General features: G+C 36.4%; 13 protein-coding genes, 2 tRNA genes and 2 other RNA genes. 3 read left to right on the top strand and 14 right to left on the bottom strand.

Translation table 11 applies throughout. The features are described from left to right. Window positions 1-67: 67 nt before the first annotated feature. Complete coding sequence (locus AA0X95_RS16395; RefSeq protein WP_413299638.1) at window positions 68-1,174, bottom strand: iron-containing alcohol dehydrogenase family protein; 1,107 nt, start codon at window positions 1,172-1,174, stop codon at window positions 68-70. Window positions 1,175-1,483: 309 nt separating this feature from the next. Beyond that, on the bottom strand, window positions 1,484-2,848 hold the full coding sequence (locus AA0X95_RS16400) for a sigma-54 interaction domain-containing protein (RefSeq protein ID WP_413310074.1): 1,365 nt from the start codon (window positions 2,846-2,848) through the stop codon (window positions 1,484-1,486). A 286-nt stretch (window positions 2,849-3,134) separates the two neighbouring features. On the opposite strand from AA0X95_RS16400, the gene AA0X95_RS16405 reads away from it, so the two are divergent. Beyond that, window positions 3,135-3,563 (top strand): hypothetical protein, encoded by a 429-nt coding sequence (locus AA0X95_RS16405; protein WP_413299640.1) that lies wholly within the window; start codon window positions 3,135-3,137, stop codon window positions 3,561-3,563. Between the two features lie 35 nt (window positions 3,564-3,598). Next, window positions 3,599-4,468, top strand: coding sequence for a nuclease-related domain-containing protein (locus tag AA0X95_RS16410; protein ID WP_413299642.1), 870 nt, complete (start codon window positions 3,599-3,601; stop codon window positions 4,466-4,468). 58 nt (window positions 4,469-4,526) lie between these two features. Here the strand turns inward: AA0X95_RS16410 and AA0X95_RS16415 are convergent, their stop codons facing one another. From AA0X95_RS16415 to ffs (AA0X95_RS16425), 3 genes are all read right to left on the bottom strand, one after another. Further along, complete coding sequence (locus AA0X95_RS16415; protein WP_413299644.1) at window positions 4,527-5,756, bottom strand: Bcr/CflA family multidrug efflux MFS transporter; 1,230 nt, start codon at window positions 5,754-5,756, stop codon at window positions 4,527-4,529. 167 nt (window positions 5,757-5,923) lie between these two features. After that, the gene (locus AA0X95_RS16420; protein WP_413299646.1) at window positions 5,924-6,280 is read right to left on the bottom strand and encodes a hydrolase; all 357 of its coding nucleotides are present in this window, start codon (window positions 6,278-6,280) and stop codon (window positions 5,924-5,926) included. A gap of 114 nt (window positions 6,281-6,394) precedes the next feature. Then, window positions 6,395-6,480, bottom strand: an RNA gene (ffs, locus tag AA0X95_RS16425) — signal recognition particle sRNA small type. Between the two features lie 254 nt (window positions 6,481-6,734). On the opposite strand from ffs (AA0X95_RS16425), the gene AA0X95_RS16430 reads away from it, so the two are divergent. Then, window positions 6,735-7,532 carry an HAD family hydrolase gene (locus tag AA0X95_RS16430; protein WP_413299648.1) on the top strand — a complete coding sequence of 266 codons (798 nt, stop codon included), beginning with the start codon at window positions 6,735-6,737 and terminating at the stop codon, window positions 7,530-7,532. A 121-nt stretch (window positions 7,533-7,653) separates the two neighbouring features. On the opposite strand, the gene ffs (AA0X95_RS16435) is transcribed toward AA0X95_RS16430, so the two are convergent. From ffs (AA0X95_RS16435) to AA0X95_RS16475, 9 genes are all read right to left on the bottom strand, one after another. Continuing rightward, an RNA gene (gene ffs, locus AA0X95_RS16435) (signal recognition particle sRNA small type) lies at window positions 7,654-7,739 on the bottom strand. Next, window positions 7,739-7,820 (bottom strand) — tRNA-Leu (locus AA0X95_RS16440). The genes ffs (AA0X95_RS16435) and AA0X95_RS16440 overlap by 1 nt, the downstream gene beginning before the upstream one ends. Before the next feature lie 12 nt (window positions 7,821-7,832). After that, window positions 7,833-7,923: transfer RNA gene (locus AA0X95_RS16445), tRNA-Ser, on the bottom strand. Window positions 7,924-8,033: 110 nt separating this feature from the next. Continuing rightward, a complete protein-coding gene (locus AA0X95_RS16450) occupies window positions 8,034-8,585 on the bottom strand; it encodes a GNAT family N-acetyltransferase (protein WP_413299650.1) in 552 nt (183 codons plus the stop codon). 132 nt (window positions 8,586-8,717) lie between these two features. Beyond that, complete coding sequence (locus AA0X95_RS16455; protein WP_413310076.1) at window positions 8,718-9,371, bottom strand: DsbA family oxidoreductase; 654 nt, start codon at window positions 9,369-9,371, stop codon at window positions 8,718-8,720. A 149-nt stretch (window positions 9,372-9,520) separates the two neighbouring features. Beyond that, window positions 9,521-9,694, bottom strand: coding sequence for a hypothetical protein (locus tag AA0X95_RS16460; RefSeq protein ID WP_413299652.1), 174 nt, complete (start codon window positions 9,692-9,694; stop codon window positions 9,521-9,523). Window positions 9,695-9,721: 27 nt separating this feature from the next. After that, window positions 9,722-10,150, bottom strand: coding sequence for a hypothetical protein (locus AA0X95_RS16465; protein ID WP_413299654.1), 429 nt, complete (start codon window positions 10,148-10,150; stop codon window positions 9,722-9,724). Window positions 10,151-10,782: 632 nt separating this feature from the next. Continuing rightward, a complete protein-coding gene (locus AA0X95_RS16470) occupies window positions 10,783-10,863 on the bottom strand; it encodes a putative holin-like toxin (RefSeq protein ID WP_413310078.1) in 81 nt (26 codons plus the stop codon). A 158-nt stretch (window positions 10,864-11,021) separates the two neighbouring features. Further along, a complete protein-coding gene (locus tag AA0X95_RS16475) occupies window positions 11,022-11,606 on the bottom strand; it encodes a hypothetical protein (protein ID WP_413299656.1) in 585 nt (194 codons plus the stop codon). Window positions 11,607-12,188 lie beyond the last annotated feature (582 nt).

Consider the following 12,188-nt stretch of genomic DNA (forward strand, 5'->3'; position numbering starts at 1 on the left):
CAAATGTAGCTAGTTTCATAGAATTGCTTTTTCAAACGGAATAATACTGTCTAATAATGAAGAACGCTTATAATACTTCAGCAGCGGTCAACATTCCATTTCCTATTTCATCCGCCTTGCGCACGGCCTTGATCACCATTTCTGGTGTGACATCAAATGGCATATTGGCCATATCTTCAATCGTAACGGTTATTTCTCCAAGCTTTTTCCACTGACGATCTGTCAAGTTAGTGATCCCCATCTGCTTTAAAGTAAAAGGAAGTCCTATTTCCTGGTAATAGCTGATTAACGATTTCAGTTCATCCTCGCCCGTATTCTCCATACACAGCTGAGCAAGAATTCCAAAGGCAACAATTTCACCATGATAGGTTTCGTGAACTTCAGGAAAAATCGTTAATCCTGAATAAATCGCATGGGCTCCAGCCGTCCGGCAATCATCGCCGCCGTATCCACTTACACTGCCACTGACTAAAATAACGGTATCAATCACATCTTCTAACTCTTTTGTGACTATTTGTGTTTTTACAGACGTGACAGCCTCTTTCCCAATTTGGAGTAAAGTCTGATAAACTTGAGCTGCTATCGCAATAGCGGTCTGATTTAATGCGGTGGGTGTAGCTTTTTTGACAGAGGCTTTCGTCTCAAACCATTTAGCTAAGGTATCGCCAATCCCCGCTATTAAAAACCGAACCGGTGCATTCATGATGATTTCCGAATCTACCAAGACTAACTCTGGAGCTTTTGACTTGCGTTCAATCCCTATAAATTCACCTTCGTTAGTGTAAAGAATGGTAATCGGTGTGGCAGCGGCACAGGTTGCCGCTATTGTTGGGATGACCACTAACGGTTTGTTAAGTCGGTAGGCAACGGCCTTAACCGTATCAATCGCTTTACCTCCACCTGTCACGATGAGTACATCGATATTTTCACCCTTTAAGTCAGCTACTAACCTATCAATATTCTTTTGAGAAGATTCTCCCCCGTACCAAAGGGAATGCTGCAAACTAACCCCATGCTCTGACAAACTCTTTCTTAATGAACCTTCTATTATTCCTCTACTTGTATGGCCTCCAATAAGAGCGGCAGTTTTTCCGAAGTTCTTTATGTATGTTCCCGCTTCTTCTAATACCCCTTTATTTCTAATATATTGAGCAGGTCCAACCGTTACTTTCATTTTCCACCCCTTTTCCACTTTCATTGTAGTAAAAATGAATAATATTCTTTAAATATAGATACTCTTCTATTTTATGTCAATATATTTTCTTAATATTCTATTATCAATTTAATATGCGTAAATGGAAATAAAAATACATTATAATCACTATTTGAAAATATTGTCTCTTATTATTTCTGTATAAATATAAGTATTCGAAATTTCAAATATCTTCATATTGTCTCCATTTAATAACAATATCGGTCCTAAGGAAGTTCTCTTCGTCGGTTATTCTCTTCAGTTAATTAACATGCAAGTTTTATGCCATTTTTAATCTATTTCGTATTTTCTGATTTTCCTAAATACAGATGGTTGACTAATTCCTAAAGCTTTAGCCATTTCAGTTGTTGTTTTGTATCGTTTTTTAGCTTTTATAAGCACCTGCTTTTCTACACTTTCAAGAATTTCATTTAAGGAACGATTTCCATCATCAACGGATGTCACATCAGTAAAAGATTTTCGAAAATGATTAGGTAAACTGTCTATTTCAATCAGCTGTTTAGGTGAAGTGACCACAAGTCTTTCAATTAAATTGATTAATTCCCGCACATTTCCCTTCCACTCTTGTGTTAACAACAGATGAATAACGCCTTCATCAAGGCTGCGCTCACGGCTATACTTTTTTGAAAAATACGCCAAAAAATGTTCAATCAAGGGGATAATATCAGTTGTACGCTTCCTTAATGGCGGTATGGTGATAGGTACAACATTTAAACGGAAAAAGAGATCATGTCTAAATGTTCTTTCCTCTACAGCTTTCTCTAAGTCTTTATTTGTCGCGGCTAATATTCGGAAATCAACGGTTCGAAGCTTCGTCCCACCCACACGATAAAATTGCTTTTCCTGAATAAACTTTAGGATTTTTACTTGATTTGCTAATGACAGTTCACCAATTTCATCTAAAAATAATGTCCCACCCTCAGCAAGCTCCGCTAACCCTACCTTCCCTTTTGAATTGGCACCTGTAAAGGATCCTGATTCATACCCAAAAAATTCTGCCTCAAATAGGGATTCGGGTATGGCTCCACAGTTCACCTCGATAAAAGGACCGTCTTTCCTGGAACTTTTCTTATGAATAAATTTCGCAATGTGTGATTTCCCCACTCCTGTTTCGCCCAGCAGCAACACATTGACATCGATTTCTGCCACTTGTAATGTGAGTTGGAGGACCTTTTTCATTTCAATACTGTTTGCGATCATCCCATCTGAATCAAACTGAAGATTTCTAAGCATTTCAAGCTCACTTTTCACTCGTTCCATTTCATCTTCCATGTCAGTTAAGTATTTTTTTAAGTTAAGTAACTCCGTAACATCATGTGAATAACTGACAATCCGAACAAGGTTTTTGTTAACGTCGAACACAGGAATCCCAGTAACAAGTAACTTGTCCCCCTCATTGGTTGTTTGCACAAGGGTAATTTTCTTTTTTTCTTTAATTACTAATGGCGTCAAAATTGGTGTAAAAACACCTTCTTTTTCAAGATCATAAACGGACCGACCGATCATTTCCTGTGACTTCATATTATAAATACCTTCTGTTGCTTCACTCACCTTCAAAATAATCCCATTAGTATCGGTGACTAAAATATCGTCCTGTAATGAATGAAGAATGGCTTCACTTTCATTCCAAACTATTTTTTCATCACTCAGAAATACCCCTCCCTTCTAGAAGACTAACAATTTAAAAATTATTCATTAATGAATAATAAAAGAGTAAAACTTCTTAATAATTCAGTTATATCAGATGATTGATAATTTTTATACAGTTTAGAATAATTTATTCATTTTTGATTGACCGAATCTCTATCATCATAGCGATAGCGATAGGAATAAAGTCTAAAGGAAAATAGATGGATTTACTTTCCACTTTTATTTCTTAAAAATAAAGAGTAGAAGATTTTGAAAGGTAGCGATCAATAAGATGCTTTATATAAGAGATATTGAGAAAATAATTAAAAATACTTTACATGAGCACACATTAAATATTGATTATGAAATTAACAATAAATTACTTGCACCTATGAGCTATAATGTATCGACTAATACTATTAAGTTTAACTATTTACAAATTAATGGATACATAGCTAATATTAACTTTAAAATTAAGGAGACAGATGAAGACTGTGTTAAAATTATCCTCTATCGTCAGCTCGGTTATTATTTAGTATTTAAGAACAACAAACATGATTTAAGGATTTTAAAGTATTTCGAGGAGGAAGTAAAAGCACGGATTCTAGCTAAAATAGAAATGACTGGTTGGGAATATGGTCGAACCTTGGTACCTGAGAAACTAGTAAATTCCTATGATAAAGTCCGTGAAATAGATAAAATGCTACTAAAAAACTATTAAACAAATATATTATCTGATATACAAGGAGAAAATAAATGACCTGGTTAATTATTTCCACTTTACTAGCCGCATCTGTCGCTTGGTTAGCTTATAAAGTTAAAAAGGAAAAGGCTAAACAAAAAGAAATGAGAAACAACCATTTCCAAGAGTTAACAGCTTTTAAAGAATTGCAAAAAGCTTCCATGGAAACGGCAGCAGCAAACTTTGATAAGAAGGTTATGCTTTTGTCCGAATCATACCAACGTGAAATAGAAAAACTGATGATCGAAAATGAAGATATACGGAAAAATTATAGAAATCAAGGGGAAATCATAACTCATCAGATACTCGAAAATTTCAAATCAGATTTAATTCGAAAAAAAATCATTCCACCTGATGAAATGATTATAATGCCGAATATCTTTATTCCTGAGATAAACGGTAATTCTCGGCAGATCGATCACCTTGTACTTTTATCAACTGGTATATATGTATTAGAAACAAAACACTGGAAAGGCCACATATTATTGGGATTAAACAGAATGGGCAGCCACAGGTTTTCTTTTTTAGCAGAGTTAGTAGACAGTGAAAAAGAGGAAACGCTTATATTCGATAAGGATGCGTCGGGAGCATTAACTGTAAAGACATATGAAAATCCAATTAGCCAGGTTCAGGAGACAGCCGTCATCCTATCAAATTATTTACAAAGTCAAGATATTACAACATGGATAAACTCCTTGGTATTCTTTAATTACGATGAAAAAGAGCTACATGATTGGTCGGATAACAGCACCGTAAACCGGTTTACGAATAAAGAGCAGTTACAGCAGTTTTTTATAAACGAGCTTACATCCAAAAATAGAATATATGGAGCTTTTCAGCTAAACAATATAAAGCATCTTATCGAAAGCGCTAATTATATTTAAGTTTGCTAAGGTAACTCATAATAAGAAGAAAAAACGCTAAACTCAAATAAGATTGAGTTTAGCGTTTTGGGATTATGTTATTAGTAGCTTGTATCCGTATCGAAGCTTTACGAACTAAGCTGAAATAGGATAGGAATGCGAGAAAACTAGCGCAAAACATGATGGCACCCATTGGAATGCCTGTATTCGCCCCTGCTATTCCCACAAGCGGAGCTGTAATGGAGCCGAGTACAAATGGCATTACTCCTAATAAGGCAGAGGCACTACCGGCGATATGTCCTTGTGATTCAATGGCTAAAGCAAAAGACGTGGTCCCAATAATACTGATGGACGATACAAAAAAGAAAATCGGGATCGCGACGGCGAAAAGCGGTGCTTTTAAAAGCAGAGCAATGAGTAACCATGCACCCGCTACATTAGAGATAACTAATCCAATCTTTAAGAATGTCTTCTCCTGAACAAAATCTGCCAAACGCCCAACCATCTGACTTCCAATAATTAAAGCAATTCCATTTACTCCAAATAAAAAACTAAATTGTTGAGGTGTGACTCCGTAAATATTTTGATAGACAAACGGAATCCCAGATACATAGGCAAAAATTCCTGCAACAGTAAAACCTTGCGCTAGAGCGTATCCCAAGAACGTTCGGTCTTTGAATAAAGAGCCAAAGTTCTTCAGAATTTGCGATAAATTGCTTGGAACACGATTTTCTACGGGCAGCGTTTCTTCTAATTTTAATAAAACAATACATAGCAACACCGCACCTAAACATGCCAAAGCAACAAAAACCCCATGCCAATTTGTAAAAGCAAGGATACCCCCACCAGCAATCGGTGCAACAATTGGTCCTAGGTTACCTACTAATACCATCATCGTAAAAAACTTGGTCAGTTCCCTTCCGCTAAAAAGATCTCTGACAATCGCTCTTGAGATCACAAGTCCACCTGCTGCAGCAAAACCCTGGACTAGACGGGATCCGATAAGGAAATAGATATTAGGCGCAATCGCACATGTCAGAGAAGCCAGTAAATACAAGATGATAAAGAAGATCAAAGGTTTTCGACGGCCTTTCACATCACTTAGGGGACCAATGATCAATTGCCCCAAACCCAGACCTAATAAACATGAAGTTAAACTAATTTGTACTAACGAAGCTGTGGTGTGATAATCTTTTACAATCGTTGGAAAGGATGGCAAATACGTATCAATTGTAAAAGGTCCTAATAGTCCTAGTGATCCTAGGAGTAACGCCAGCTGTATTCGTTTCTTTCCACTCGGTTTATTCAAATTCCATCGCCTTTCTAAAAAAATTATTTTTTTAATTCGGAAAATTATTTCGAAACGCTAAATAAAAATAATGTTCATTATAACCCATTCTTACCCCATCGTAAACAATTATGATTTACTCCTTTTGCTCATTAAAAAAGCACCCAAAAAATGAGCGCTTCAGTTCATCAAAACTCCCGGTACTCCAATATGGCCTGTTCATTTTCTAATTCACTATCCAAAATTTTCATTTCACGAATATGTGCACGAGTTTTTTCATCACCTAAATAATATAGTAAAGAATAGATTACCATCATGCGCAGGTCATATTCTTTATTTTCAGGCTGATGATGATATTCAAGAAAAGGAATATGTGCCCGAACATAACTTTCCCAATCTGTTTCATCTGTTTTGTCGAATAGCCTTTCAAGGACAGCAATTTGACTTTCGGTTGCGCTAATCTTAAAATCCCATTCCCCTCCATTAGGTTCACCAAAAATCTCGTGAGATTGTATGTTTATATAATAGCTGTGTTTTTCATCCATATGATCATCTCCTATCCTTTTTTCCATGTATACCACAACTTTTCGAGTCTAAAACGGTAAAGAAAAAACGCTAACCTCATATAAGAATGAGATTAGCGCTGGTCGCTTTCGCACTATGTAATAGCCCACACAATTTCACTAGTTATGGCTGCTGCATTCCTGCCCTGACCAGTTTCCTAGTATCCTTGTTGGACTATGATGCGGGTGAAGGGAGCCGAATCCCCACGCCCGAATGCGCCAGATCCTAAGTCTGGTACGTCTGCCAATTCCGCCACACCAGCATGATAATTATGGCTTATTTAACCACTGCCCCTAAATTTTTAATAATATATTTATCTTGCAAAGAACGGTCCCTTGCTCCTGAATAAACTTTATTTAATCTGTACACTGAATTTACAAGACTTTAATATTCAGATGATATGATTGGTTTATCACCGAATGAGGAGGCAGTTAAATGAATGTGCGTGCAATATTTATTGATATGGATGGTACCCTACTAAACGCCTCAAACAATATTTCCCGCCGAAATATGGAAGCCATTAATAGGCTCATTAATCAGGGAGTCCAGGTTTTTCTAGCTACTGGCCGACACTATGAAGTAACCGCTCCCTATCATAAAGAAATTGGATTACGAACGCCAATGGTCTGTTTGAATGGTGCTGCTATTCACGATGCAGAGACAGGAAGAGCTCTGCAAATGAAAACCGTTCGACTAAACGAAGAACGATTCCACCTTCTGACCGCTGAAATTCCTTGTAATGTAATTATCCATACAGTAAATGGGATTTATTGTAAGGAAACAAATGAAGAAATCGATTATTGGACAAATGTTGGGCAAATTCCGCCACAGTATATTGGAGATTTAAGACAGGCAAATTATAAAGATGTCCTTAAATATAGTGTTCGAACAGGTGCACCCAGTCCTGAATTATCCGCTTTGTTTAAAACGGAAGCAGAAGTCATCAATTGGAATGACGGGTTTGAGTTGGTTGCTCCTCATGTTTCCAAATGGTCTGCTATAAAAAGCTTACTTCGCACATTTCGATTTAGTCCAAATGAAGTCGTAACCATTGGAGACGGACCCAATGATATAGAGATGCTTCGTCATGTCGGTACTGGTGTGGCAATGGGGAACGCAAGCGAAGAGGTTAAAGCAGTAGCAGATTTTGTAACAGGACATCACGAAAATGATGGATTAGCTGAATTTATAGAACGTTATCTTCTTAAATCATATGAATCCTATGTGATTTAAAGTTATTTAAAATCATTTTTTATCATCAATAGCTGAAAGTATTTTAAAAATTAGGATACCTAATATAAAAACGCTAAACTCTCAAAGAAAAATTGAGTTTAGCGTTTTTTGATTTCTGTTCTATGTAATAGCCCACACAATTTCACTAGTTATGGCTGCTGCATTCCTGCCCTGACCAGTTTCCTAGTGTCTTTGTTGGACTATGATGCGGGTGAAGGGAGTCGAACCCCCACGCCCGAAGGCGCCAGATCCTAAGTCTGGTGCGTCTGCCAATTCCGCCACACCCGCAAATTCATATTATGGCAGAGAAGAAGGGATTTGAACCCTCGCGCCGGTTACCCGACCTACACCCTTAGCAGGGGCGCCTCTTCAGCCTCTTGAGTACTTCTCTGTATGAAGAACTACTTCAAAAAGTTCCGTTAAGAACTTATAAACTTACTATAACATCCACACCAATTGGAAGCTACCTGTAAATTTTGGTAGACAAAAGTCCTAAGTGTTCTATCTCTTTTTCTGAAAAGATGCTTTATGGAACTTTCCAATATGCTTAAACAAATCCTCACCAGTAAAGTCCTTGTGCTTAGACTTGATGTGAGAATACATTGCCTGATAAGGTTCTGGCACCCAAATATACTGATGAATATAATCAGTCAAGGTAAAACCGCAATGCTGCCAAAAATGAATTCTTTTAAGGTTTTCAGGTGTTTTTTCTGCTTCTACCTCAATAATTAATGCATCAAATTGATCTTTACCAAGAGACCATTCATGAATATAGTTCACCATTTTCTTCCCTAACCCTTGGTTTTGAAAATCTGGGTGAACAGCAAAATAATCAATTAATAAGGCATCCATTTCATTCAATTTACCGATAAGGGCCATCGCTACGCTTCGGTCTTCCATATAGCCAACATGCAAATAGCAAATTCCTTTTTGAAACATATTCCGAATGATGTCCTCTGGCTTTGCTCCCTTGTCCTTAAAAGCCTGTTTATAGATGAAGCCTGCATCGGCCCAAACCTCTTCATTCCATTGATCATACGTTTTAAAATTCAAACCAATTTACCTGGAGCATTGGCACAAACATGCTACCAGGTTTACCCCCTTTTCATTTTGTTATTATTATTTACTGATTAGTAAAAAACAACCTGAATTGAATCAGGTTGTTTTTTGTAGTAAAGAAACGCATTACTTTTTAGGAATTTCGCAACCATTTTCATCGCAAACGATCCCATCTTCATTGTTTAACACAACGATTTCATCCTCTTGGATGACTTTTCTCAATGCCTGAACAAATGTCTCAGTTGGTTGAGCGCCGGTTAGCGCATACTTCTTATTAATAAGGAAGAATGGGACACTTGTGATACGGTATTGCTGCGCTGTTTGCTCATCCACACGTACTTCGTCCGCCATCTCATCACTTGCCAGCATTTTTTCAACAGATTCCCTGTTCACCCCAACTTCTACCGCCAATTCAGTTAATGTTTCATGATCGCCAATATGCTTGGATTCCGTAAAATGCGCGTGTAAAATTCGTTCTGTCATCTCTTTCATTAAACCATGTTTTTTAGCGAACATCGTTAATCGGTGTGCATCGAAGGTATTCGTTAAAATGAGCGTATCCATATGATAATCTAGCCCAGCATCCTTTGCCATTTGTACCATTCTTTCGGTATTGGTTTTTGCTTGGGCGATACTCATCCCGTATTTTTTTGCTAACGCTTCGTAGATGTTTTCTTTTATGTCCCGACCAATTGTCGGATCTAATTCGAAGCAACGGTAAGTTACTTCAATCGGATGGTCAAACTGTTTAATGGCATCCTCCAGATGCCTTTTGCCAATATAGCAGAATGGTCAAGCATAATCTGTCCACATTTCAATATGCATGGTTTTCCCTCCCGTTTGTTTTTCTTGTATAGTATAAAGGAAACCATTATTTTTTACACAGAATATGATACATTGGTGAACTCAACACATTGTTTTTCCTAAGTTTAATCAAGCCAAAGGAAGCGTTCTTCTACTTCTTCATCAGTTAAACCAGCAATTTTCGCTATTTCCTCAATTTCTACTCCTTGTTCAAATAGTTTTTTAATCAAAAGTTCACGTTCCCATTTATCTTTTTCACTTCCACTAAATCCAAACTCTTTATAAAATGGTTTTTCCATTTTCTATCACCTCAATTTAGATTTTTTCTATATACAATCATATCCATATTTTTCGATATACTCCGCAAATGACAAATTAAAATCCTCAGGGACACTGCCTAATAATGTTTCAAATTCACCATTTTTATATGAAACTAGGTAACTATTCTCTGGGTCCACATCAAAGTTAGAAAATTTTTCTTTGAAATCCTTAAATTGTTCATCGGTCAATGGACTCATTAATCGGTTACTACTGAAGGTTCCATCCTTCCTCTTTAAAAAGAATTTACCATACCCCCTTCTTTTTTCTATTGCAAAATAAGAAGTGTTTTTTTCCGGATCATATTTTGCTTCGCGATCAACTTCACAACCACAGCATTGGCAAATGATATAGCCCGCACCAATCCTGTAATAATAATCCTCAACAGCAAATCTTCCACAATCAGGGCAAGCTACAGGACGATGAAAAGATGCCATCAACTATTCCTCCTCATTAAAATGAATAAATGTTGTCTTACCGAAGTTACGCTTCCCTTCTAAAAATTTATAAATAAAGTCTGATTGACATAGAAGACTGCAATAAAATAAGAATTAAACAAGAGAAATAATGAGAATGAGAGAGAATAAGAAATAATAAACGAAAGTATTTATGGTAGGAAAAGGATAGATAGATGAGGTAGGAACTCTAAAAACAAATAGGGGAATTTATTAGTCATATGCAATTATAGCATTCATTTCAATAAATCGCCGCTAACCCAATTGGTTTTCACAAAATTGACAAAAGTCTAAATGTAAGAAATAACTACTATAAAGATTGACGAAGGTTCCAACCGTATTTGGTGCAATAGACAATGGTTTGAAAGACAATAATGATAAATAAAGAAAAGGCGCCAACGGCTTTTTCAGGCATTGGAACCTTAATGCATCCTTTATGGAATATTTAATTTGAAAATGCTGTATCATGGGTTATAATTAATGTAATAATGAATAAATTAAAAAAGACTAGACATGCTGTAACATGTCCAGTCCAGCAATAGATGGTTCCCTCAAAGAGGATCGGCTATTGTGGTGTCATAATCCACCCGAGCCTCAAAAAACTCAAGGGTGGATTATTTTTGTTTAAATGACAGCACGGCTACGATTAGACTGGCAAAAGCAATCATAATCATTAATGTTTCAAACACTGTCATTCAGCATCACCCCCTTTCTGTTGGGAGTGAGCCGACCACCCTTGAGAAATCCTATTCTATTGCATTTATAGTTAATCATACTTATATCAGAATAGGAACTAACGTTCTTTTTTGGCTGATATTTTTTATAACTACTGTTTTTTCCACGATAAAGCTGCCTATCTAGCTGAATGAATGACGTTCAGCTCTTCTATAATATGATTAGCATACACTTGGCATAAATTCATAACCGTATCAATGACTACTTTTGTTGAATATTCCAAGAAGTTCACCATGAAGTCCCTATTATCCGGTTGCAGGAATGTCCCTATAAATTCAACCAACAAATCGTTTACTAGCTTGGTATGGAAAAAAACACCTTGAGCATGGACTACTTGCTCTTCAACGCCAGAGCCTTTGTAAACTAACTCCTGAAACCGAGGCATATTTTCCGCAAGGAAATTAGTTTCTTGGACTTGTTTAGGAACATCCGCCATGATAGAATGGAAAATTTCTAGTGGGAAAAACTGTTCTTCTTCAATACACTGTGCAAAAAAAGAGATGGCCGTATTTGTATTTGCATATTGAAAGGTTACATTTCTTAAGAGTGCTTCTAAATACTCTTCATGTGAACCTACATCCTCTCTTATTTTTGTTAAAATGTTTTTAATTCCTTCTTCCCGCTCCACTTTATCCCAATGAGGCTGACTACTAAAAGCATGAAAAACTTCTGCTGTGTTTTTTGATAATAGTTCTATTGACAATGTTTTCGACCCCTCTAATGTTTTCGTATTTATGGATCAGCACAAGGTTAGTCTCATAACTAATTCCGTAAGATCTAGTGCCAATATTTCTAAAATAGTAAAAGATTCTACCAATATACTTAATATTATAACTCAGACATCAAACGACATAAACTTCTAATTTGATCAATTAATTGATTACAGCCACAAGAATGTACTACCTCTGCCATGTTTTGTACCATCAGTTGCCATGGAATTTACCACTTGCTGTCAACGTATTTACCAATAGAAAAACTATAAAGATAATGAATTGAAAAAGCCTAATCCTCCTATTTTTTAGCGAGGACTTAGGCTTTTGTAAAGTTTTCCGTAATTGCGCCAGAAAGTGGACTACCAGCTTTTTTTTACACAGTATATTTGTACTGTGTAGTAAAATTACTTCATGTTAGATTTTCTCTATTGAATTATTTACCAATACTCCTAATGCTATCAAACCTTTCTCTAGTTTGGACCTTATTATCCTCTCTTTTTGGTCTTCATAAATTTTATTGTTCGAAATAATCGGAATCTTTTAAATTAAAATAGACCTAAGCAATAGGATTC

This window comes from Neobacillus phoenicis (genome assembly GCF_047302305.1).
Lineage (GTDB): Bacteria > Bacillota > Bacilli > Bacillales > Cytobacillaceae > Neobacillus.

Coding starts and splice junctions, on each gene's coding strand:
- AA0X95_RS16420 (WP_413299646.1), bottom strand. CDS start 6,280: ATGGATGAAAAACACAGCTATTATATAAACATACAATCTCACGAGATT.
- AA0X95_RS16405 (WP_413299640.1), top strand. CDS start 3,135: ATGCTTTATATAAGAGATATTGAGAAAATAATTAAAAATACTTTACAT.
- AA0X95_RS16395 (WP_413299638.1), bottom strand. CDS start 1,174: ATGAAAGTAACGGTTGGACCTGCTCAATATATTAGAAATAAAGGGGTA.
- AA0X95_RS16465 (WP_413299654.1), bottom strand. CDS start 10,150: ATGGCATCTTTTCATCGTCCTGTAGCTTGCCCTGATTGTGGAAGATTT.
- AA0X95_RS16460 (WP_413299652.1), bottom strand. CDS start 9,694: ATGGAAAAACCATTTTATAAAGAGTTTGGATTTAGTGGAAGTGAAAAA.
- AA0X95_RS16410 (WP_413299642.1), top strand. CDS start 3,599: ATGACCTGGTTAATTATTTCCACTTTACTAGCCGCATCTGTCGCTTGG.
- AA0X95_RS16430 (WP_413299648.1), top strand. CDS start 6,735: ATGAATGTGCGTGCAATATTTATTGATATGGATGGTACCCTACTAAAC.
- AA0X95_RS16470 (WP_413310078.1), bottom strand. CDS start 10,863: ATGACAGTGTTTGAAACATTAATGATTATGATTGCTTTTGCCAGTCTA.